The sequence below is a fragment of the Mesorhizobium sp. GW821-FHT04C10 genome (assembly GCF_059420305.1).
Genome location: NZ_JBWKTL010000001.1, coordinates 2,540,252 through 2,562,628, shown reverse-complemented (window position 1 = coordinate 2,562,628; position 22,377 = coordinate 2,540,252). Strand labels below are relative to the sequence as shown.

The 22,377-nt window shown below is 63.1% G+C and carries 23 protein-coding genes; 17 read left to right on the top strand and 6 right to left on the bottom strand.

What is annotated here, in order from left to right; genetic code table 11:
- Positions 1-88: 88 nt before the first annotated feature.
- The 4 genes from pgeF (at position 89) to AC07UC_RS12305 (ending at position 3,814) form a co-directional block, all read left to right on the top strand.
- Positions 89-883: a peptidoglycan editing factor PgeF gene (gene pgeF / locus AC07UC_RS12320; protein WP_494905918.1), complete on the top strand. Its 795-nt coding sequence runs from the start codon at positions 89-91 to the stop codon at positions 881-883.
- A complete protein-coding gene (locus tag AC07UC_RS12315; protein ID WP_140777284.1) occupies positions 883-2,034 on the top strand; it encodes a M24 family metallopeptidase in 1,152 nt (383 codons plus the stop codon). The genes pgeF and AC07UC_RS12315 overlap by 1 nt, the downstream gene beginning before the upstream one ends.
- A gap of 43 nt (positions 2,035-2,077) precedes the next feature.
- Complete coding sequence (locus AC07UC_RS12310) at positions 2,078-2,710, top strand: hypothetical protein (protein WP_494905916.1); 633 nt, start codon at positions 2,078-2,080, stop codon at positions 2,708-2,710.
- A gap of 168 nt (positions 2,711-2,878) precedes the next feature.
- A complete protein-coding gene (locus AC07UC_RS12305) occupies positions 2,879-3,814 on the top strand; it encodes a ribose-phosphate pyrophosphokinase (RefSeq protein ID WP_097572321.1) in 936 nt (311 codons plus the stop codon).
- Between the two features lie 248 nt (positions 3,815-4,062).
- On the opposite strand, the gene AC07UC_RS12300 is transcribed toward AC07UC_RS12305, so the two are convergent.
- Entirely contained in the window at positions 4,063-4,947 is an 885-nt protein-coding gene (locus AC07UC_RS12300; RefSeq protein ID WP_494905913.1) for an AraC family transcriptional regulator, read from the bottom strand.
- A gap of 151 nt (positions 4,948-5,098) precedes the next feature.
- On the opposite strand from AC07UC_RS12300, the gene AC07UC_RS12295 reads away from it, so the two are divergent.
- The gene (locus tag AC07UC_RS12295; protein WP_181180172.1) at positions 5,099-6,328 is read left to right on the top strand and encodes an MFS transporter; all 1,230 of its coding nucleotides are present in this window, start codon (positions 5,099-5,101) and stop codon (positions 6,326-6,328) included.
- A gap of 199 nt (positions 6,329-6,527) precedes the next feature.
- Here the strand turns inward: AC07UC_RS12295 and AC07UC_RS12290 are convergent, their stop codons facing one another.
- Positions 6,528-6,905 carry a nuclear transport factor 2-like protein gene (locus tag AC07UC_RS12290; RefSeq protein WP_202326128.1) on the bottom strand — a complete coding sequence of 126 codons (378 nt, stop codon included), beginning with the start codon at positions 6,903-6,905 and terminating at the stop codon, positions 6,528-6,530.
- 238 nt (positions 6,906-7,143) lie between these two features.
- Entirely contained in the window at positions 7,144-8,001 is an 858-nt protein-coding gene (locus AC07UC_RS12285; RefSeq protein ID WP_202326127.1) for an alpha/beta fold hydrolase, read from the bottom strand.
- Between the two features lie 149 nt (positions 8,002-8,150).
- Here AC07UC_RS12285 and AC07UC_RS12280 point away from each other — a divergent pair, with 149 nt between their 5' ends.
- The 7 genes from AC07UC_RS12280 (at position 8,151) to yddG (ending at position 14,782) form a co-directional block, all read left to right on the top strand.
- Positions 8,151-8,591 (top strand): MarR family winged helix-turn-helix transcriptional regulator, encoded by a 441-nt coding sequence (locus AC07UC_RS12280; protein ID WP_140777312.1) that lies wholly within the window; start codon positions 8,151-8,153, stop codon positions 8,589-8,591.
- 291 nt (positions 8,592-8,882) lie between these two features.
- Positions 8,883-9,914 carry a glycosyltransferase gene (locus AC07UC_RS12275; protein ID WP_494905910.1) on the top strand — a complete coding sequence of 344 codons (1,032 nt, stop codon included), beginning with the start codon at positions 8,883-8,885 and terminating at the stop codon, positions 9,912-9,914.
- Positions 9,911-10,855 (top strand): hypothetical protein, encoded by a 945-nt coding sequence (locus tag AC07UC_RS12270; RefSeq protein ID WP_494905908.1) that lies wholly within the window; start codon positions 9,911-9,913, stop codon positions 10,853-10,855. The genes AC07UC_RS12275 and AC07UC_RS12270 overlap by 4 nt, the downstream gene beginning before the upstream one ends.
- Before the next feature lie 344 nt (positions 10,856-11,199).
- A complete protein-coding gene (locus tag AC07UC_RS12265) occupies positions 11,200-11,838 on the top strand; it encodes a 50S ribosomal protein L25/general stress protein Ctc (protein ID WP_140777316.1) in 639 nt (212 codons plus the stop codon).
- Between the two features lie 23 nt (positions 11,839-11,861).
- Positions 11,862-12,584, top strand: a complete 723-nt coding sequence (gene pth, locus AC07UC_RS12260; RefSeq protein WP_140777318.1) for an aminoacyl-tRNA hydrolase — start codon at positions 11,862-11,864, stop codon at positions 12,582-12,584.
- 94 nt (positions 12,585-12,678) lie between these two features.
- Positions 12,679-13,782 carry a redox-regulated ATPase YchF gene (ychF, locus tag AC07UC_RS12255; protein ID WP_172348948.1) on the top strand — a complete coding sequence of 368 codons (1,104 nt, stop codon included), beginning with the start codon at positions 12,679-12,681 and terminating at the stop codon, positions 13,780-13,782.
- A gap of 94 nt (positions 13,783-13,876) precedes the next feature.
- Positions 13,877-14,782 (top strand): aromatic amino acid exporter YddG, encoded by a 906-nt coding sequence (gene yddG, locus AC07UC_RS12250; RefSeq protein WP_494905905.1) that lies wholly within the window; start codon positions 13,877-13,879, stop codon positions 14,780-14,782.
- Between the two features lie 29 nt (positions 14,783-14,811).
- Here the strand turns inward: yddG and guaD are convergent, their stop codons facing one another.
- Entirely contained in the window at positions 14,812-16,176 is a 1,365-nt protein-coding gene (guaD, locus tag AC07UC_RS12245) for a guanine deaminase (RefSeq protein ID WP_494905903.1), read from the bottom strand.
- A gap of 135 nt (positions 16,177-16,311) precedes the next feature.
- Here guaD and AC07UC_RS12240 point away from each other — a divergent pair, with 135 nt between their 5' ends.
- The 5 genes from AC07UC_RS12240 to AC07UC_RS12220 all read left to right on the top strand — a co-directional run bounded on the left by AC07UC_RS12240 (position 16,312) and on the right by AC07UC_RS12220 (position 20,681).
- The gene (locus AC07UC_RS12240) at positions 16,312-17,646 is read left to right on the top strand and encodes a uracil-xanthine permease family protein (RefSeq protein WP_494905901.1); all 1,335 of its coding nucleotides are present in this window, start codon (positions 16,312-16,314) and stop codon (positions 17,644-17,646) included.
- Between the two features lie 65 nt (positions 17,647-17,711).
- Positions 17,712-18,500: an APH(3')-II family aminoglycoside O-phosphotransferase gene (locus tag AC07UC_RS12235; RefSeq protein ID WP_494905900.1), complete on the top strand. Its 789-nt coding sequence runs from the start codon at positions 17,712-17,714 to the stop codon at positions 18,498-18,500.
- A 153-nt stretch (positions 18,501-18,653) separates the two neighbouring features.
- Entirely contained in the window at positions 18,654-19,628 is a 975-nt protein-coding gene (gene corA / locus AC07UC_RS12230) for a magnesium/cobalt transporter CorA (protein ID WP_202326121.1), read from the top strand.
- A 124-nt stretch (positions 19,629-19,752) separates the two neighbouring features.
- Positions 19,753-20,223, top strand: coding sequence for a MaoC family dehydratase (locus AC07UC_RS12225; RefSeq protein ID WP_140771438.1), 471 nt, complete (start codon positions 19,753-19,755; stop codon positions 20,221-20,223).
- A complete protein-coding gene (locus AC07UC_RS12220; RefSeq protein ID WP_494905899.1) occupies positions 20,220-20,681 on the top strand; it encodes a MaoC family dehydratase in 462 nt (153 codons plus the stop codon). Before AC07UC_RS12225 ends, AC07UC_RS12220 begins: the two co-directional genes overlap by 4 nt.
- Before the next feature lie 176 nt (positions 20,682-20,857).
- Here AC07UC_RS12220 and AC07UC_RS12215 read toward each other — a convergent pair whose 3' ends face one another.
- Both AC07UC_RS12215 and AC07UC_RS12210 read right to left on the bottom strand, forming a co-directional pair.
- Positions 20,858-21,403 carry an adenine phosphoribosyltransferase gene (locus AC07UC_RS12215; RefSeq protein ID WP_140771441.1) on the bottom strand — a complete coding sequence of 182 codons (546 nt, stop codon included), beginning with the start codon at positions 21,401-21,403 and terminating at the stop codon, positions 20,858-20,860.
- Between the two features lie 96 nt (positions 21,404-21,499).
- Positions 21,500-22,372, bottom strand: coding sequence for a cytochrome c1 (locus tag AC07UC_RS12210; protein ID WP_140771442.1), 873 nt, complete (start codon positions 22,370-22,372; stop codon positions 21,500-21,502).
- Positions 22,373-22,377 lie beyond the last annotated feature (5 nt).

The window sequence follows — 22,377 nt, the reverse complement described above, 5'->3', positions numbered from 1 at the left end:
CCCGTTCGGCAAAAGAGCGGCCGAACCGCCGGCCGCCTCGCTTCTGCTTTTTCTTGACGAAACCGCCCATACGGACAACAACGCCCGCATGCTGAATCAGACCAAACCGGATCCCGTTCGGTCCCCGCTGCTGGACAAGGCGCAGGCACAAGGCATCCGCCACGGCTATTTCACCCGCGCAGGCGGCGTCTCGACCGGCATCTACCAGGGCCTCAACATCGGCACCGGATCGGATGACGATCAGACGCTGGTGGCCGAGAACCGCGCCCGTGTCGCCGCCTGGATGGGCGTGCCGACGAACCATCTGTTGACCGCCTGGCAGATCCATTCCCCCGACGTCGTCATCGCCAGGGAACCCTTTGCCGGACAACGGCCCAAGGCCGATGCCATCGTCACCGACCGTCCTGGCATCGCCATCGGCGCCTCGACCGCCGACTGCGGCCCGGTGCTGTTCGCGGATGCCGGGGCCCGCATCATCGGCGCGGCGCATGCCGGCTGGAAAGGCGCCTTCACCGGCGTGCTGGAAAACACCATCGCAGCCATGGAAGGCCTGGGTGCCCGGCGCGAAAACATCGTCGCCGTGCTCGGCCCCTCGATCGGCCCTGACAATTACGAGGTCGGGCCGGAATTCATTGCCCGCTTCGTCGAGGCCGACGCCGAAAACATCGGCTACTTCGCGCCCTCCACCACATCAGGCCACGCCATGTTCGATCTCGCCAGCTATACGGTCGACCGGCTGGCAAGGGCCGGCGTGACCGCCGAGGGTCTTGGCCGCTGCACCTATGCCGAGGAAGATCTGTTCTACTCCTACCGGCGCACCACGCACCGCAAGGAGCCCGATTACGGCCGGCAGGTTTCGGCCATCGTTTTGGAGAATGAATAATGGCGCTGCATTTTGAACGGTCGGAATTTGACGCGCGGCGCGACCGGCTGATGATCGAGATGGCCGAGAAGAAACTCGACGCCATCCTGCTGTTCGCGCAGGAAAGCATGTACTGGCTAACCGGCTACGACACGTTCGGCTTCTGTTTCTTCCAGTGCCTGGTGGTGAAGGCCGACGGCTCGATGGTGCTCTTGACCCGCTCGGCCGACCTGCGCCAGGCGCGCCACACCTCCATCATTGACAACATCGTGCTGTGGACCGACCGTAATGGCGCCAACCCGGCGGTCGACCTGCGCAATTTGCTCAACGATCTCAATTTGCTTGGCGCCCGCATCGGCGTCGAATACGACACCCACGGGCTGACCGCGTACAATGGCCGCCGGCTGGACGAGCAGTTGCAGACCTTTGGCCAGATCGCCGACGCGTCCGGCATCGTCGGGCGGCTGCGCCTGTTCAAGAGCCCGGCCGAAATCGCCAAGGCCGAGAAGGCCGCCAACCTCTCCGACGATGCGCTGGACGCGGCGCTGCCCCTGATCAAGCAGGGCGGCGACGAGGCCCTGATCCTGGCTGCCATGCAGGGCGCGGTCTTTGCCGGCGGCGGCGACTATCCGGCCAATGAATTCATCATCGGCTCCGGTGTCGATGCGCTGCTCTGCCGCTACAAGGCGGGCCGGCGCAAGCTGACCAAGAACGACCAGCTGACGCTCGAATGGGCCGGCGTGTTCCATCATTACCATGCGCCGATGATGCGTACGGTGCTGACCGGCAAGGTTTCGAAGCGCCACCAGGAACTGTTCGACGCAGCGCGCGCGGCTCTTCTCGCCGTCGAAAAGGCGATGACGCCGGGCAACAGCTTCGGCGACGTCTTCGACGCGCATGCCCGCACCATGGAGGCACACGGCCTGACCAAGCACCGGCTGAACGCCTGCGGCTACTCCGTCGGCGCCCGCTTCACGCCGTCCTGGATGGACATGCCGATGTTCTACCAGGGCAACCCCGAGCCGATCGCGCCGCACATGACGCTGTTCGCCCACATGATCATCATGGATTCCGAGACCGAGACGGCAATGACGCTTGGCCGCACCTACCTGACCACCGAATCCCAGCCGAAGCCGCTGTCCCGCCATGATCTCGACTTGATCGTACAGTGAATCCATAATGGGAGGCGTTCTTCGCCAAGGAGTTAGAAGGCAAATGAGACGATCGCATGTGACGACCGTGTCATTGCTTGTGGCATTGGCTCTTGCCGCCTGCACCAACGCAAAGGACGTTCTCGAACCTTCCGCCATCACCCCGCCGGCGACCTCGACGACGGCGGCGCCGGGCAGCACGGCGGCCACCATTCCCGCCCCATCGGCAGCTGCGCCTGCGACCACCACGGCGGGGGCGTCCGCGACCACCACCACGCCGCTTACCTCAGCCCAAAGTGCCGCCATCCTGTCGAAGACCCGGCTGCAGATCGCGCCGATCGTCGGCGCTTCGGTGGAGGCCGCGACCCCGCTGACGGCGGAACTGCAGACGCGCGCCAGGCAGCGCGGCATCACGCTTGCCGGCAGCGCCGACCAGACCGCGACTCATGTGCTGAAAGGTTACTTCTCGGCCATTTCGGAGGGCAAGGACACCACCGTCATCTATGTCTGGGACGTCTACGACCCGGCCGGCAACCGCCTGCACCGCATCAACGGCCAGATGAAGGCGCCTTCGGTCAATTCCGGCGCCGGCGCTGGCGCCGACAGCTGGAAGGGCGTCTCGCCGGCCACCATGCAGGCGATCGCCGACCAGACCATCGACCAGTTCGCGGCATTTCTGGGCGGCAAGGCAGGCTGACAAGGCATGCTCGAGTGTTGCCTCTCGGCGATGGCACGAACCTTTCTTCAGCTTAGCCGGCGGATTCCCGATCTCGGCGCTTGCAATACCAGCGCGGGCCGCTAAAAGCCCGATTAAAAGGTGCGGGAGAGTCTGTCAGGCCTTCCCATCCCCCACCAGGAACGGTGCATGAAACTCTTCGCGGGCAATTCCAACAGGGTGCTGGCCGAAGCGGTCGCCCGCTATCTCAACATCCCGCTGGGCAAGGCCAGCGTCAGGCGCTTCGCCGACCAGGAAATCTTCGTCGAAATCCAGGAAAACGTGCGCGGCGAGGATGTCTTCATCCTGCAGTCGACCTCGTTCCCGACCAACGATCATCTGATGGAACTGCTCATCATGATCGATGCCTTCATGCGCTCCTCGGCCCGGCGCATCACGGCGGTGATTCCTTACTTCGGCTATGCCAGGCAGGATCGCCGTGCCTCGGGCCGCACGCCGATCTCGGCCAAGCTGGTCGCCAACATGATCACCCGCGCCGGTGTCGACCGCGTTCTGACGCTCGACCTGCATGCCGGCCAGATCCAGGGCTTCTTCGACATCCCGACCGACAATCTGTTCTCGGTGCCGGTGATGGCCCGCGACGTGAAGGCGAAATACAAGCAGCTCGGCAACGTCGTGGTGGTGTCGCCCGACATTGGCGGCGTGGTCAGGGCCCGCGCATTGGCCAAGCGCTTCGACGCGCAACTGGCCATCGTCGACAAGCGCCGTGAGCGCCCGGGCGAATCGGAAGTGATGAACATCATCGGCGCGGTGGCCGGCAAGGATTGCCTGCTGATCGACGATATCGTCGATTCCGGCGGTACGCTGTGCAACGCCGCCGATGCGCTCCTGGCCAACGGCGCCACCAGCGTCACCGCCTATATCACCCATGGCGTGCTGTCGGGTGGCGCTGTCGCCCGTATCAGCGGCTCGAAGCTGCAGGAACTGGTGATCACCGATTCCATCCAGCCGACGCAAGGCGTGCTCGACGCCCCCAACATCCGCGTCATCTCGATCGCCGACCTGATGGGCGAGGCGATCTCGCGCACGGCGACCGAGGAATCGGTGTCGAGCCTGTTTGACTAGTCTGGAGCGTTTCACCATTTCATGGAAACGGCGAACCGCTCCAACTCTTCGTTCTGACGCAATTCCCAAGGGCAAGCGCTACGCGCTTGTCCCGGGAAAACCGCCCACACTTTTCCTGGAATTGCTCTAGACTAGAGCGTTTCACGGAATCGCAGAACCGCTCTAACTATTTGTTTTTACGCAATTCCCAAGGGCAAGCGCTACGCGCTTGTCCCGGGAAAACCGCCCACACTTTTCCTGGAATTGCTCTAGGCTGCAGGACCTTCCAGCCGCGCCGGCACGTTTGGCCGACGAACACTTTCGCCATTGTCGCGCGCGCCGCGCATATAGCCGCGCGGCGAGGAGCCCAGCATGCGCTTGAACATGGTGATGAAGGCCGGCACGCTGTCATAGCCCAAGTCGAGCGCCACCCTGGTGATGGGCTCGCCATCGGCGAGCCTCGGCAGCGCCGCGAACAGGCACGCCTGTTGGCGCCATGTCGACAAGGACAGGCCGGTCTGGCGCTGGAAGGCGCGCGTGAAGGAGCGCCGGCTCATGCCGACGGCATCGGCCCATTCGTCGATCGTTGCATGCGGCGAAGGCGCCGCGACGAAGCGACGGCACAGCGCCGCCAGCCTCGGATCGGACGGGAATGGAAGCCCGAGCGGCCGTTCCGGCAAGGTCGGGATCTCATGCAGCAGCAGGTTCATGATCAACCCGCCGCGTCCTTCCAACTCGCCGCCTTGCGGCAATTTCTCCGACTCCACGATCAGGCTGTGCATCAGTTCGGTGACGCCGACGACGCGCAAGCCTTCCGGTAGCCCGGGGATCGCACCCGGCATGACATAGACCGAGCGCATCGAGACGTCGCCCAGCATCTCGACGGAATGTTCGATGCCGGCCGGAATCCACATTGCATGGTCGGGCGGCACCATCCAGCGCCCGTGCCGCGTCTTTACCAGCACGACGCCGACCAAAGCGTGCAGCAGCTGGCTGCGGCTGTGTCGATGTTGCGGCACGTGGTAGCCGTCAGGATATTCGGTCGGCAAGGCCACCGCCGGCCCGGCCACTTGTTCCAGCCACTGCCAGCGGCTCTCGTGCAACTTGCCGAGATCGGCGTTGCCGGCGTGGAAGATTTCTCTGCCATGTGGCATCGGCTATGGCCCACTCGCGAAACTATTGGACCAAACCACGAAAGAAGTCGCCCTGCAAGCAGCTTATAAGGCAACCGTCCCTAAGGCTGCCGCAGGAGCGGCCGCCAGATTACCTGCGGGCGTGCCCGCCAAAAAGACCACGGAGCCACCCTTGACCGATACGACAGCCACCAGCGTCGCGCCATCAACGAGCGCCAGTCACGCTTCAGCCCAGGCGACGGCCTTCACCGTCATCCTGGCGGTGAGCCTGTGCCACTGCATCAACGACATCATGCAGTCGCTGCTATCGGCCATCTACCCGCTTCTGAAAGACAATTACGGCCTCGACTTCTGGCAGATCGGCCTTTTGACCTTCACCTTCCAGGTCACGGCATCCCTGCTGCAGCCGATCATCGGCATGATCACCGACAAGCGGCCGATGCCCTATTCCCTGCCTTACGGCATGGCGGCGTCGCTGATCGGGCTGGTTGTACTGGCCTATGCGGGGCACTACTACCTGCTCCTCATCGGCGCCTCGCTGATCGGCATCGGCTCGGCGATCTTCCACCCCGAATCCTCGCGCATCGCCCGCTTCGCGTCCGGCGGCCGGTTTGGCCTGGCACAGTCGCTGTTCCAGGTCGGCGGCAATTTCGGCCAGTCCATGGGCCCCTTGCTGGCCGCCTTCATCGTCGTGCCGTTCGGCCAGACCAGCATCGCCTGGTTCGCCGTCGGCTCGCTGATCGGCATCGTCATCCTGTGGCAGGTCGGCGGCTGGTACAGCCGTCTGCGCGCCGCGCAAGGCAACCGCAAGGCGGCAAGCTTCGTCTCCCCCTTCCCGCGCCGCAAGGTGATGTCGGCATTGATCGTGCTGACCCTGCTGGTGCTCAGCAAGAACGCCTATATCGCCAGCCTCGCCAGCTACTATACCTTCTACTCCATCCATAAGTTCGGGGTGTCGGTGCAGATGAGCCAGGTGATGCTGTTCCTGTTCCTCGGCGCCTCGGCGCTCGGCATCCTGCTCGGCGGCCCATTCGGCGACCGCTACGGACAGAAGGCGATGATCTGGTTCTCGATCGTCGGTGTCCTGCCCTTCACGCTGGCGCTCCCCTACGCCAATCTGGAATGGACGATGGTGCTGACCGTGCTGATCGGACTGATCCTGTCGTCGGCCTTCTCCAACATCGTCGTCTTCGCACAGGAACTGGTGCCGGGCCGCGTCGGCATGATCGCCGGCATCTTCTTCGGCTTCGCCTTCGGCATGGGCGGCATCGCGGCCGCCGTGCTCGGCGTCGTCGCCGACATGAAAGGCATCGATTTCGTCTTCCAGATCTGCTCGTATTTGCCGTTCCTGGGCCTGCTGACGGTGTTCCTGCCGAACATGAAGGAAGCGAGAAAAGCCTAGAGCAATTCCAGGAAAAGTGTGAAACGGTTTTCCCGGGACAAGCGCGTAGCGCTTGCCCTTGGGAATTGCGTCAAAACAAAGAGCTCTAGGGACGTAGGCGTCGATAAGATGAGACGCCGCGTTGCCCGCCCTTTCACACGGCGAAGCAAGGCTTCCAGCCAGGTTTTGGGCATGGCAACTCGTTCAGTAAACGGGCGCGTCAGCCGCCGGCGGGGTCGAGAAAAACAAAAAGCGACTGGATGAGGTTGCCGTGGAAATGCGCGACATCGATTCCGGTGACGGCGACGGGGCCGTTGAGCGGCCCGGATTGCCAGCGCAACCGCCCGACGCCATGATGGCCGACGGCAGGGCCCGTCGCCGTGAAGGCAAAGGTCGGCGGCAGGCTCGACAGCAGCTTACTCACCGAATGATTAATGGCGGCATGGCCCGTTGCCGAAGCATCCGGCTCGTAAAGCACGGCATCGCCGGCATAGAGTTCGCGGATCGCCACAAGGCGCCGGTCGGCGTCGCGTTCGCCGAATACCCGCGTAAGGTTAGCCTGCATCAGGCCGTTGTAGTCGATCGATTCCGCGTTCATCTTCCATCCTCCGGATCACGAATGCCGGAGCCGGCGGACGGCACAAGGCTCGATCCAATGTCTCTCGCCTGTCCGGTCAAGAAACTATCGTTCACGGCCGCGCGCAATGCAACGCCCGGCTGACGTCCAACTGCGACAGGTCGCCAGCGCTGCCAGGCGCGCATTCGGCATGAGCACCGTCTGAAGCCGACCGAAGCACCCGCCGCAATGGCGGGTGCCGCTTTATACCGGGTGCGGCCTATGCCTTGAAGAAGGCCAACAGGTCGGCGTTGATGACATCGGCGTGGGTGGTCGCCATGCCGTGCGGGAAACCCTTGTAGACCTTGAGCTCGCCCTTCTTGAGCAGCTTGATCGACAGCAGCGCCGAGTCGGCGATGGGGACGATCTGGTCGTCATCGCCATGCATGACCAGCACCGGCACGTCGATTGCCTTCAGATCCTCGGTGAAGTCGGTTTCCGAGAACGCCTTGATGCAATCATAATGCGCCTTGGTGCCGCCCATCATGCCCTGACGCCACCAATTGTCGACGACGCCCTGCGAAACCTCGGCACCCGGACGGTTGAAGCCATAGAACGGACCGGCCGGAACGTCGCGGAAGAACTGGGCGCGATTGGCCGCCTGGGCAGTGCGGAACCCGTCGAAGACTTCTATCGGCAGGCCGCCGGGGTTGGCCGCGGTCTTGAGCATGATCGGCGGCACCGCGCCGATCAGCACCGCCTTGGCGACGCGGCCGCCCGAACCATACCGTGCCACATAGCGTGCCACTTCGCCGCCGCCGGTCGAATGGCCGACATGGATGGCGTTCTTGAGGTCGAGATGCGCCGCGAGTTCAGCGACATCGGCGGCGTAGGTGTCCATCTCGTTGCCGATATCCGTCTGCGTCGAGCGGCCATGGCCGCGCCGGTCATGGGCGATGACGCGGTAGCCTTGTGCCAGAAAGAACAGCATCTGGGCGTCCCAGTCATCGCTGCTCAGCGGCCAGCCATGATGGAAGACGATGGGCTGGCCGGTTCCCCAATCCTTGTAGAAAATCTGCGTGCCGTCCTTGGTGGTGATCGTGCCGCTGCCGGAACCAGATTTTGTCTGCGAAGCCATCTCAATCTCCTTTGATTGTTTTCGCGATAAACAATATCGCGATATCTATATGGCTAGCGCAGCCTTGAACCCCTGTCTACAAAAATATGTATCGCGATATCATTTTTCGTGGTAGCGAATTTCCTACGTCGGCAAACAAGGAACGCGTCGTGCCTCTCCCGTTGGACAACCAGCTCTGCTTCACACTCTATGCCACCAGCATGGCGATCAACCGCACCTACAAGCCGATGCTGGACGAGATGGGGATCACCTATCCGCAGTATCTCGTGCTGAACGCACTGGGCGAGGCCGATGGCATGTCGGTCGGCGGCATCGCCCACCGGCTGGCCTTGGAATCAAGCACCGTCACGCCGCTGGTCAAGCGCATGGAACAGGCTGGCCTTGTCACCCGCCAGCGCAGCCAGACCGACGAGCGCCAGGTCCAGGTCGACCTGACACCGGCCGGGCGCGCGCTGCTCGTCCAGTGCAACTGCCTGAACGAGACGCTGATCGAGCGTTCGGGCATGACGCTCGCCGAGCTCGATACCCTGAACCGCCAGGTCCAGGCGCTGCGCGACGCGTTGAGCGGCAATCTGGCCGCCACCAGCTGAAGCTTGAGTGCCTCGGCGCAGCTTGAACTGCGCTCGCGGCGGATGCGGCGCGAAAGCGGATTGCGTTTGCGTCATGGCAACGTCGATTGGCTTGATGAGTGCGGGCCAGCCAATCGCAGCGCTCGTTGCACGGACTTGCAATCAAACGGAACCGAAATACTTACTTCGTTCGCCCTCTTGTGTTCAGACCCGCGCGAACGAAACTGGAGCTATGATTCGCGCGGAATTGACCTATGGGCCCTCTATTCCTGTAGGGTATAGCCCGAGAAATTCTGCGGCAAAGGTGCGGTAATGGGTGTCAACAGCCCCAAGATAAGTGGCTTCGTCATAACCTATAACAGTGGAGAAATTCTCAAGACTTGCTTGCGCTCCTTGCGCTTTGTCGATGAGCTCATTGTTGTCGACAAATCATCCACTGACGGCACGGCTGCCGTCGCGGCCGGCTTTGCCGACAAAGTCATCTCCGTGCCCTGGTCGCCATTGCCCACCGAGACGCGGTTTGTCGCCTACGATGCATGTTCACACGACTTCATACTCTATCTGGATCACGACGAATGCCTCAGCGTCGAGGCTATTCGCTGGGTAAGGGAAAATGCCGGCTCCCATCCGGCTGGCGTGTTTCGCATGCCCAAGCGCGAATACATTATGGGACGCCACGACGATGATGCATATTACTGGCCGTCCTACAATGTGCGCGCCTTTCGCCGCGGCGCGGCGGAATTCGTCTCGACGCTGCATGAAGAGGTTGGGCGAATAACGGGCGAAGTCTACGATGTCCCGCATGATGGAGGCGTGTGCATCCACAATCTGTCGCATCGGGATGCGCATCAATGGATTGAAAAAACCAATCGTTATACGAGCGAGCGAGACAGGGTCTCGTTCTTCGACGCCAGCACCCCCTTGGAGACTTTCGGACAAGAACGCATAGCGTACTGGCTGGCTCAATCCAGGTCGCGGTCGGACTACGTTGTCGCCACCGCGCTGCTGCGGGCGGTCTACGACATAGTGGACCGGGTAAAGCTATGGGAAGCGCAGGATGGCCTTGATGGCGACGCTGCATTCGCCGCCGTCTGCGCGGAATTGGAGGCAACCTACGATATTGCCGACCGAGCGAAGCTTTGGGAGACCCGCGGCGGGCCTGAGGGAGAGGCAATATTCGCCGCCGTCCGCAAGGAGATGGAAGCATTTCATAACCCGTTGAGGTCCGACCGCCGTCAAACGTCCGCCCAGGCCGCCGGACCGGCAGTTCGACCGAAGCGGCCATCCCGTCTCAAGAAGACCCTGAGAAAAATCCGCTCGCGCTTGACGGGAAGAACGCGTTGACGCCGGAAACCGGCGCGTCCGGATTCGCCATGCACACCCAGCCGCTTCGTGTTTTGACCCTTCTGGTGCGTCACGGAACCGAGAAGTATCCGACCGCATGGCGGGACTTGCGAGCCATGTTCGCCCACCAGATGCCGGACGTGGCGCATCGCATGCTCGTGATCGACAATTCGCTGCCAGTCGGTCATGGCTCTGATCTCGATTGCGGGGTCGAACTGATCGGCGCGTCGAACGAAGATTGGGAGTTCTCCGCGTGGGACTTCGGCATCAACCGTATCGGCGCCGAACTTCATCACTACGATCTCATTCACTTGGCCACTTCGGCTTTCGCAGCATCGACATCCGACCATCTCAAGTTGATTGATGGTGGCTCGTTGCGGGCGTTACTTAGCTTGCAAGGGGCGCTGGGCTGCATTGATTTTCACGGCGAGGCCATCTCGATTTTCGGAATCGCTTCGCAGACCTGGCTCCGCAGCTCGTTCATCCTGATGCATCCGCGGCAACTCAGCAGCCTGGGATCCTTGGTAAGCGTCGGGAGGAACGCACCGATTTTCAGCGGCAACCCTCGGCAACCCTTTCGTGATGACGCACCGATCTCGCAAGAATATCAGCAGTTTTTGCTGCGTTGGCTCACCGGCGACAGAGCCGGCAAAGAGGTAGTCTGGCATTCAAGGTTCGATCTTACGGCGGAAACGCTACCGTTTTTCGAAAGCAAGGCCCGGGCTATTCTCAATGAGCAGATGCTCACCAACCGGCTGCGGGCCAATGGATGCGCGCTTGTCGACGTGCCATGGCTGGCGCGGAAGGCTCGGACGGCAAGCACGGAATCCGCGAATGATATTCCTGATTGGCGCGTGCAAATTACCTTCCGGGCACGATCCAAACGCACTTTGACCCAAAAGCTTCGCCGCTGGTTGTCAAAACCTATGTCGCGGCAATGATGCCTGCCATCGGTCGTTGCCTCTCCCAACGCAGGCTTGGCGACTCCTTGGCGGACTGTCGGATGATGAGACTATCCGGGTATATCGTCGATCCTGGAACTGCCTTTCAAGCCTTACAGCCCAACCGCTTGCGCCTCTCGCTGCCTTCCGCTATAGAGCCGCCACCCGCGTAGACACCCTTGGAGGCAACGCGGCGGAAGGCTGCCTTCCCTTGTGATCCCGAACAAAGGTCCGTCTCAAAGCGGTAGCCTTCATTCGGAAATCCAGGACCGGCGGCTTTCGACGTTTACGGCTAGGGCACATTGCCCACCGCGAACGCTCCATAACACGCGAAAGGAAAAGCCATGAGCCACGATACTTACGAGCTCAAGGCCGAAGCGCGCGAACAGGTCGGTAAGGGGTCCGCCCGTGCAGTTCGCCGCAACGGTAAAGTGCCTGCAGTAATCTATGGTGACAAGCAGCCTCCCCTGGCGATCGCTCTCACCTACAAGGACATCTACTACAAGATCCATGGCGGCGGGTTCCTGACCACGGTCGCCACGATCGATGTCGACGGCAAGAAGATCCAGGTCCTGCCGAAGGACTTCCAGCTCGACCCGGTCAAGGATTTCCCTGTCCATGTCGACTTCCTGCGCATCGGCAAGGACACCGAGGTCAATGTTGACGTGCCTGTCCACTTCATCAATGAGGACAAGTCGCCCGGCATCAAGCGCGGCGGCGTGCTCAACATCGTGCGTCACGAAGTCGAGTTCCACTGCCCGGCCAATGCGATCCCGGAATTCATCACCGTCGATCTCACCGGCACCAATATCGGCGACTCGATCCACATCTCGGCGGTCAAGCTGCCGGCCGGCGTCAAGCCGGTGATCTCCGATCGCGATTTCACCATCGCGACCATTGCCGGTTCGTCGGCGATGAAGCCGGAGACGGAAGAGACGGCCGAGGCCGCACCTGAGGCGGCTCCCGCCGCCGAAGAGAAGTAACTCTTTCCCGCCCGGAGCAGACGATGCTTGTCTTTGCAGGCCTCGGCAATCCGGGCGCGAAATACGCTGATAACCGGCACAATGTCGGCTTCATGGCGGCGGACGCTATCGCCCGCCGCCATTCCTTTTCGCCCTGGTCGAAGAAATTCCAGGGGCTGATCGCCGAGGGCACGCTCGGTGGCGAAAAGATCATCCTGATCAAGCCGCAGACCTTCATGAACCTGTCCGGCCAGTCGGTCGGCGAAGCACTGCGCTTCTACAAGCTCGACGTTTCCGCGCTCACCGTCTTCTATGACGAGATCGACCTTGCCGAAGGCAAGCTTCGCATCAAGACCGGCGGCGGCGCCGGCGGCCATAATGGTATCCGCTCGATCGATGGCCATGTTGGCAACGCCTATCGCCGCGTGCGCATCGGCGTCGGCCACCCCGGTGTCAAGGAAATGGTCCAGCACCATGTGCTCGGCGACTTCGCCAAGGCCGACCGCGAATGGCTCGATCCCTTGCTCGACGCGATCGCAGACAACGCCGCCATGATCGTCAAGGGCGACGAATCCGGCTTCATGAACAAGGCCGCCCTCGCCGTCCAGGGCAAGGCCGCGCCCGAACCGGAAAAGCCGGCGCGGAAGCAGGAACCCAAGCAGCAAAGTCACGTCCGCCAGGCGCGTCCGCAGCAGCCGGCGGTCAAATTGCCGGAATCCGGCCCGATGGCCGCCATGCTGAAGAAACTCTTCGGCAACAAGGACTGAGCGCCACGCATGCAGCCTTACAGGGCTTGACGTTGATCACCCCTATCGCCCATAGCCCTCATCAAATTTCGTTTTCCCGATAGGACCGGACACAATGGGTTTCAAATGCGGCATCGTTGGCTTGCCCAACGTCGGCAAGTCGACGCTCTTCAACGCGTTGACCAGGACGGCGGCGGCGCAGGCCGCCAACTATCCGTTCTGCACCATCGAACCGAACACCGGCGAGGTGGCGGTGCCCGATCCGCGCCTGCAGAAGATCGCGGCCATCGGCAAGTCGAAGGAGATCATTCCGACCCGCATCTCCTTCGTCGACATTGCCGGCCTGGTGCGCGGCGCCTCCAAGGGCGAAGGGCTGGGCAACCAGTTCCTCGCCAACATCCGCGAGGTCGACGCCATCGTGCACGTCCTGCGCTGCTTCGAGGATGACGACATCACCCATGTCGAGGGCCGCATCGACCCTGTCGCCGACGCCGAGACGGTCGAGACCGAGCTGATGCTCGCCGACCTCGACAGCCTGGAGCGCCGCATCGTCCAGATCCGCAAGCGCGCCGGCAGCAAGGACAAGGAAGCGGTGACCGTGCTGCCGATGATGGAGGCCGCGCTCGAACTGCTGCAGGCGGGCAAACCGACCCGCGTGCTGCTCAAAGGCATCTCGGCCGAAGACTTGCGCATCCTGCAGGGCTTGAACCTCCTGACGTCGCACCCCGTGCTCTATGTCTGCAACGTCGCCGAGGCCGATGCCGCCACCGGCAACGAGCACACCAGGGCCGTGGAGAAGATGGCCGCCGCGCAGGGTGCCGGCACGGTGGTGATCTCGGCCGCGATCGAGGCCGAAGTCGCGCAGCTCTCCGATGAGGAAGAGATGGAATTCCTGTCCTCCCTCGGCCTCGACGAGCCGGGCCTCAACAAGGTGATCCGCGCCGGCTATGAGCTTTTGCATCTCATCACCTATTTCACCGTCGGGCCGAAGGAGACGCGCGCCTGGACCATCCACAAGGGCGACAAGGCCCCGCAGGCCGCCGGCGTCATCCACACCGACTTCGAACGCGGCTTCATCCGCGCCCAGACCATCGCCTACAACGACTTCGTCACGCTGGGCGGCGAAGTGGCGGCCAAGGAAGCCGGCAAGGCACGCGACGAAGGCAAGGAATATGTCGTCCAGGACGGCGACATCATGCTGTTCAAGTTCAACACCTGAACAGCCGCGTCGCATTCCCGACAGGGTGAGTCCGTACGCGGCTGCCATCAGCCGGTCCTTTCCGCTATCCAATCAATGAAGCGGAAGGGCGAACATGAACAGGACGATCCCAACCCTGGTCGGTTTCTCGGCCATTCTGACCTGGTCCTTCCTCGCGCTGCTTTCGACCGCGGCCGGACCGATTCCGCCCTTTCAACTCGCCGCCATGACATTTCTGCTCGGCGGCTCCATCGGAGCGGCCAGCTGGATCGTTCGGCCCTCGGCGATCAAGTCGCTGCGGCAGCCATGGCAGGTCTGGGCAATCGGCACGGCAGGGCTGTGCATCTACCATTGCGCCTACTTTTTCGCGATCCAGTCGGCCCCGCCCGTCGAAGTGAGCCTGATCGCCTATCTCTGGCCGTTGCTGATCGTTGTCTTCGCTGCCTTCCTGCCGGGAGAACGGCTTAAACCTCACCACATTGCCGGTGTGGTCCTCGGCCTGGCAGGCGCCATCGTCGTCATCACGAAGGGCGGCAGCGTCGGGCTTGCCGACGGTGTGAAGCCGGGCCACGTCATCGCGCTGTTCTGTGCCTTCGTCTGGTCCGGTTATTCCGTCCTGTCGCGCCGCTTTGGCCAGGTCCCGACCGATGTGGTCGCGGTTTACTGCCTCATCACCGCGGCGGTCGCCCTCACGCTGCATCTCACGCTTGAGACCACGGTCTGGCCGCAAACACCGACGCAATGGAGCGCCATCGCCGTTCTGGGCGTGATCCCTCTCGGCGCCGGCTTTTACGCATGGGACTATGGCTGCAAGCACGGAGACATCATGATCCTGGGCGCGATCTCGTATGCCGCCCCCCTGTTCTCGGTGATCGTGCTGCTGCTGGCGGGCTTCGGCGTCTTCCACTGGTCCGTGGCGCTCGCTTGCGCGCTGATCACCGTTGGCGCGCTGATTGCCGCCAAGGACATGTTGCTCAAGCCGAAAAGAGCGGCCGCAGCGGAGACAGCAGCGCGCGCCTAGTCCAGGTCGATTCGAGCGACGCCACGCTTCTATTGCCCCGCCACCATCCGGCCGCTCACCCAGACCGAGGCGATATTCGCCCGCGTCGCGTTGAGCACGATCTTCTGGAAAACATCGTCAAGCGTGTCGTCGGCGGCGTTGATGTGGATGTTCGAGGCGCGCGCCCCGGTATCGATCAACAGCGCGTCGAATTCGTGCCCGACGCGAAAACTGCCTGTCGGCAGGTCGAGCGCTTCGGCACCGCCCGCGGTTGCCAGCCAGAACGCCTCCTGATGCGTGATCGGCTCGCCGGGCGCGCCGCGCTGCTCCGGCGGCAGGCCGGCATGCACACCGCTTTGCAGCGTCCTCGACGCCGACAGAGCATGCCGGCAGCCGTCCAACAGGGACGGGCTGTAGCCTCCCGAAATATCCGTTCCCAACCCGACATGCATCTGCCGGTCGAGCGCCGCGCGCAGCGGAAACGCCGCATTGGCGAAGTAGACATTGGAGAGCGGGCAATGGGCGACGCCGGCACCCTTCTCCTTGATAAGGTCCATGTCCTGCCCGTCGATGAAATTCGAATGCGCCAGGATGGTGTGCCGGGTGAGCAGGCCGAAACCGTCCAGGCTGGCCGCATCGGTCTGACCGAAGCGCTCCTCCACGAATTGCTTTGCCCAGTCACTCTCCGAACAATGCGTCTGCACATGGCAGCCGAATTCGATCGCGAGTTCACCCAGCCCCTGCAAGGCCGCATCCGTGCAGCTCGGGATGAAGCGCGGCGTGATCACCGGCTGGACCAGCGGCCTCTCGCCAGGATCCAGTGACTGGACCGCCACGATGAAACGCCTGGTGTCCGAAACGGCACTCGCCGCATCGGCGTCGCGGTAGAAGGGCGGGCACTGCCGGGCATCGTCCATCGCCACCTTGCCAACCAGGGCGCGCTGGCCCTTTTCCATGCAAATCCCGGCAAGCGCCAGGCTCGCCTCGACATGGATGGTGGCGAAATAGAGCGCGGTGGTGGTGCCGTTGGCCAGGAGATTGTCCACCAGATCGGCATAGACCTCGCGGGCATAGTCGACGTCAGCGTAGCGGGCCTCGAGCGGAAATGTATATTTCTGCAGCCAGACTTCGAGCGGCACGTCCAGCGCCTTGCCCATCTGCGGCCATTGCGGCGCATGGATGTGCAGGTCGACCAGGCCGGGCAGCAGGAACTGGCCGGCAGCAAGCCGCACCAGCGTACCGGACAGGCGGGCATCGCTTTCCCGCGCCGCATGGTCCGGATGGCCGGGCGCCAGGATCTCGGCGATCCGCCCCTGCGCATCGATGCTGAAGAGATGATCTTCCAGCACCTCCAGCCTGCCGCGCTCCGGCGTGTGTAAGGCAGTGCCGAGCAGCGTGAAAGGTTCTCTTGTCATCTGTCGCTCCGGTTGCGCTGGCGCGTGAGACCGTCACTGCGTGGCCCACTAAAAAGCAGTTGGCAAACCTTTGTGCCGCTGTCCTTTGCCGGCGACTGATCACATGATCGTGTAGAGATTTCCAGAGGGGACATCATGGAACGCGTTGCGCCAGAAATCACTTTGATCGCCCAGCCGGACGATCCGTTGCCCCTGGGCAAGGCCGCCCTGCTCGGCCTCCAGCATGTGCTGGCGATGGACGTCTACATCGTGCCGTTCATCATCGCATCGGTGCTCGCCTTCAGCGTCGGCGATGCCGGCGCCTTCATCCAGTCGGCCTTCGTGGCGGCGGGCATCGCGACGCTGATCCAGTCGCAACTCCTGATGCGGCTGCCTGTGGTGCAAGGACCCTCCTTCGTCCCGATCGGGGCGGTGCTGGCGATCGCTTTCGGCGCCGGCGGCGGCATTGGCGGGCTGTCGGCGGTGATCGGCGCGCTCATTCCCGGCGCCATACTGGTCATGCTGCTCGGATCGCCGACAAGGATCTTCCATAGCCTCGTCAACCGTTTCGTGCCGCCCATCGTCGGCGGCGCCATCATCATCGTGGTCGGCGTCGCCTTGATGCCGGTGGCACTCAAGGAAAGCGTCTTCGCCGTCCACGGCCCCGCCACCGTCGGCGGCAACATCATCCTCGCCTTCATCGCCGCGGCGGTGCTTGTCGGCTGCATGCTGACCGGCATGGCACTCGGCGCGAAGGGCGCGTGGCTGCGCCTGCTTTCCGTCATCATCGCGCTTGTGGCCGGCAGCGTCGCAGCCGCCTTCACGGGCCAGCTGGACATGACGGGCGTTTCCGCCGCGACCTGGTTTTCCATGCCGCGCATTGCATTCCTCAACCTCGACGTGACCTTCTCGCTGTCGGCGACGCTGACGATGCTGATCGTCTACATCGTCGTCCTTGCCGAGACCACCGGCACCTGGTTCGCGGTCGGCGCCGTCATCGACAAGCCGCTGTCGGATGACCAGCTCGACAGGGGCGCCACCGGCGAAGGCCTCGGCTGCCTGATCAGCGCCCTGCTGTGCAGCACGCCGGTCACCGGTTACTCGTCCAATGCCGGCATCATCGCCATCACCGGCATCGCCAGCCGCGCCGCCTTTGCCGCTGCCGGCATCTTCCTGGTGCTGTTCGGGCTGATCGGCAAGCTCTCGGCGGTCATCGCCTCGATCCCGGGGCCGGTCATCGGCGGCGTCTTCGGCGTTCTCTGCGTCGTCATCGCCATGAACGGTTTTCGCGTGGTGCGCGGCACGCCGCTGACCGAGAGGAACATGCTGGTCATCGGCCTGCCGATCCTGATGGCACTGTTTGCCACGCTGGCGCCACCGGATTTCGTCAAGACGCTTCCGGATATCGTGCAGTACATTCTGGGTTCATCCATCGCCTTCGGCGCCGTCTGGGCCATCGTGCTCCACCAGATCCTGCCGAACGCCCGATAGAGAGACCGGGAGGCCGGGCACCACAGGCCCGGCCTCCCCAATCCCCGGCCTCCCGATCCTTGTCGATGAACTTCGCCCCCGAAAATGAACTGCCGCAGGAACTGAAGAACAGGCTCTCCGGCTATCGCTGGCACCGGCAAACCATCGGCAGATCACAGGCCGGCGTGTTCCGACTGATAGCCGGCGGCAAGCCGGCCTTGTTCCTGAAATGCGAGCGGAACGGTCCCTTTGCCGAACTCGCCGATGAAGCCGCGCGGTTGCGCTGGCTTGCCGCGCAGGGCATCGCTTGCCCCGATGTGATCGCCCTGGAAAGCCATGCCGGTCACGACTGGCTGCTGATGTCGGCCGTCGCCGGCGAGGATTTGGCGTCGGCGCCGATCGATCCGGCTGATGTCATCGAGATCATGGCCAGCGCGCTTCGCGATCTGCACGCGGTGGATATCGGCTCCTGTCCCTTCGACCATCGCCTCTTCAGGCGGATCGCGGCCGCGCGATCCCGCATGGAGGTCGGCGAGGTCGACGAAAGCGATTTCGACGATGAGAGGCAGGGCTGGACCGCCGCAAAAGCCTTCGCCGAGCTTGAGGCGTTGAGGCCAACAACCGAGGATCTCGTCGTCACCCATGGCGATGCCTGCCTGCCGAATGTCATGGCTGCCCGGGGCCGTTTCAGCGGTTTCATCGATTGCGGCCGGCTGGGCGTCGCCGATCGCCACCAGGATCTGGCGCTCGCCTGCTCGAGCATCCGCTATAACATCGGCGAGACCTGGATAGAGCCTTTTCTCGAACGCTACGGACCGCCGCAAACGGAGCCGGCGAAGCTCTCCTGGTATCGGCTCCTCGACGAGTTTTTCTGAGCGGCCGATACCAGCCTGTCCCTGGTGGGGCTTGTCTTGATTTTGTCATGTCACGGGTCTAAGCGGCTGGCACACGGTCGCGCACACGACGAAGAGCCGTGCAATCCGACACGACGCGCAATCCGAACGCACCTTCGCAGGGGAGATCTGGCGATGATCAAGGCATTTGTCGTGGACAATGACCGCCTGCGCGTCGTCGACGACCTGCTGGCGGATGGTGACAGGGTCGTCTGGGCCGATCTGGTCAATCCGACCAAGGAGGAAGAGGCCACCATCGAAAGCTGGCTCGGCGTCGCCATCCCGAGCCGCGAGGAGATGGAGGAGATCGAGATTTCCAGCCGCCTCTACATCGAGGACGGCGCCTACTTCATGACCGCCACCTTGCCCGCGCAGACCGAGGTCGACGATCCCCTGATGTCGCCGGTCACCTTCGCGCTCGCCGGCAACAGGCTGATCACCATTCGCTATCATGAACCCAAGGCGTTCAAGACCTTCCCGCAGCGCGCCGAGAAGGTGGCAACCGGCTGCACCAGCGGCGACACCATCCTGATTGGCCTGCTGGAGGCGATCGTCGACCGTCTCGCCGACATCCTCGAGCGCGCCGGCCGCGACATCGAGGGGGTTTCGCGCGACATATTCCAGGCACGCTCGACCAAGGTGTCGAAGCGCAACCGCGACTTTCAGGAATTGCTCAAAGCCATCGGCCGCAAGGAGGATATCGCCTCTTCCGTGCGCGACAGCCTGATCTCGCTGCAGCGCCTTGCCGGCTTCCTCGCCCATGTCGCCACCCAGACCAAGATGAGCAAGGACGTGCGCGCCCGCATCAAGACCTTGTCGCGCGACGTGCTGTCGCTCGCCGACCACGCCACCTTCCTGTCGCAGAAGATCTCCTTCCTGCTCGACGCCACGCTCGGCATGATCTCGATCGAGCAGAACGCCATCATCAAGATCTTCTCGGTCGCAGCCGTCATCTTCCTGCCGCCGACGCTGGTCGCCTCGATCTACGGCATGAATTTCGATATCATTCCCGAACTGAAATGGCAGCTTGGCTATCCCTTCGCCATCGGCCTGATGATCCTGTCGGCGATCCTGCCCTTCTGGTATTTCCGCCGCCGCGGCTGGCTCTGACCGCTGCCGCCGGCAGCCTTTCCCCGGCGCTGGCTTACCAGAAAGGACTTGACCAAATTGCCCGTGGCCTGCATCCGGGTTTGCCGATCCATGCGGGTCGCGCGTTCCGCAGGGATTGCAGACCATGACCGGAAAGACATGGGCCTATGAGGATTTCGTCGAGGGTGCCTCGTTCGACCTCGGCACCAAACAGGTAACCGCCGCCGAGATCATCGAATTCGCCAGCGAATTCGATGCCCAGCCCATGCATCTCGACGAGGAAGCCGGCAAGGCCAGCATCCTGGGCGGCCTCTCGGCCTCCGGCTGGCACACCTGCGCCATGTTCATGCGCATGTGGTGCGACACATTCCTTTTGGACTCCACCTGCCAGGGTGCGCCCGGCGTCGACCAGGTCAGGTGGAAGAAGCCGGTCCTGGCCGGCGACAGGCTGGTCGGCACCATGGTCGTGCTTGCCAAGCGCCTGTCGAAGTCGAAGCCGCATCTCGGTTTCATCACCTTGCGCAGCGAGCTGGTCAACCAGCGTGGCGAAAGCGTCTTCGAGCTTGAGAACTCCGTCATGTTCCTGACGCGTGACGCGGCGGGGAATATGGCATGACCCTGGACGAATTCTTCCGCATCGGCACCACCGTCACGCTCGGCTCACACAAGTTCGAAGCCGAGGCGATCAAGACGTTTGCCCGCAAATACGACCCTCAGATCTTCCACATCGACGAGGAGGCGGCCAGGAAAAGCCTGCTCGGCGGGCTTTGCGCCTCCGGCTGGCACACCGCCGCCACCTGGATGAAGCTCAACCTCGAAAGCCGGATGGGCGCCGAGTGGACCGGTCCGGGCCCGGCGCCCGAATTCGGCCCTTCGCCCGGCTTCAAGAATCTGAAATGGCTGAAACCGGTCTTCGCCGGCGAGACCGTCACCTTCACCCGCACCGCGCTGTCCCACCGTCCGGTCTCGTCGCGTCCAGGCTGGCGGCTTTTGTCGCTGCGTTCGGAGGCTTTCGATTCGACCGGCGACAAGGTGCTGGAGTTCGAGAGCGCCGTGCTGGTGAAGGTGGAGTAGTGGCAACGCTTCTTCCTTCTCCCCCTGTGGGAGAAGGTGGATCGGCGCGTTAGCGCCGAGACGGATGAGGGGTGTTCCAGCGGAGTGAGACGTTGATGTTCTCTGGAACACCCCTCATCCGACCTCGCTTCGCGAGGCCACCTTCTCCCACAAGGGGAGAAGGAAGAACCGCTCCCTTAATGTCCCTCGAACCCGATCAGCGTCCTTACCGGAACACCCAGCGCCTCGAGCTTGGCGCGCCCGCCCAGATCCGGCAGGTCGATGACGAAGCATGCCGCCAGTATATCGGCGCCGATCTGGCGCAGAAGCCTGACCGCCGCTTCCGCCGTGCCTCCGGTGGCGATCAGATCGTCGACCAGGATCACCTTTTCGCCCGGTGAAACGCCGTCCTTGTGCATCTCCATCTCGTCCAGCCCGTATTCCAGGCTGTAGGCGACGCGCACCGTCTCATAGGGCAGCTTGCCCTTCTTGCGGATCGGCACGAAGCCGGCCGAGAGCTGATGGGCGACGGCGCCCCCCAGGATGAAGCCGCGGGCCTCGATGCCGGCGATCTTGTCGATCTTCTGCCCGGCATAGGGATGCACCAGCTCGTCGATGGCGCGGCGAAAAGCGCGCGCATTGCCGAGCAGCGTGGTGATGTCGCGAAACAGGATGCCTGGCTTGGGGTAATCCGGAATGGTGCGGATGGCCGAGAGCAGCGTCTCTTCTAGGGAGGATTTCATGGGCAATTGTTCCGTTGCCTTACAGTTTTGCCGGTAAGCGGCCGAAAAGAAAAGGGCGCCTTTCGGCGCCCTTGCATTTTCAGGTGCCGGCGCTGCTTAGTGCGCCACGCCTTCCCACACCTTGCGCTTGGTCATGTAGACGAGCGCGCCGAACAGAAGCAGGAACACCAGCACACGGAAGCCCATCTTCTTGCGGGCCTCCATATGCGGCTCGGCTGCCCATGTCAGGAAGGCCGCCACGTCGCGGGAATACTGGTCGACGGTCTGCGGCGAGCCGTCATCATAGGTCACCTGGCCGTCGGAGAGCGGCTTGGGCATCTTCAGCGACACGCCCGACATGAAGTACGGGTTGTAGTGCGTGCCTTCCGGGATGACCATGCCGGCCGGCGGCGTCTGGTCGTAGCCGGTCAGCAGCGAATGGATGTAGTCGGGACCGCCGGCGTCATACTGTGTGAAGATGTCGAAGACGAACTGCGGAAAGCCGCGCTCGACGCCGCGCGCCTTGGCCAGCAGCGACATGTCTGGCGGGGCAGCGCCGCCATTGGAGGCGGCAGCGGCTTGCTCATTGGCGAACGGCGCCGGGAAATGGTCCGACGGCTTGCCGGGACGGTCGAACATGTCGCCGGCATCGTTGGGGCCGTCATGGATGGTGTATTCGGCCGCCAGCGTCTTGATCTGCGCGTCGTTGTAGCCGAGGTCCGACAGCGTGCGGAACGCCACCAGGTTCATCGAATGGCAGGCCGAGCAGACTTCCTTGTAGACCTTCAGGCCGCGCTGCAGCTGCGCCTTGTCATAGGTGCCGAACGGACCGGTGAAGCTCCAGTCCATTTCCTTAGGCTCGTTGATCGGGAAATGCGTCGGAGCCGCCGCATTGTGCGCCTCCTCGGCCGCGAACGCCCAAGTACCTGCAGCCACAGTGCCGGCGGCCACAAGGCCGACCAGCGCAAGCGAGGTGAGAATCTTTTTCATGCCAA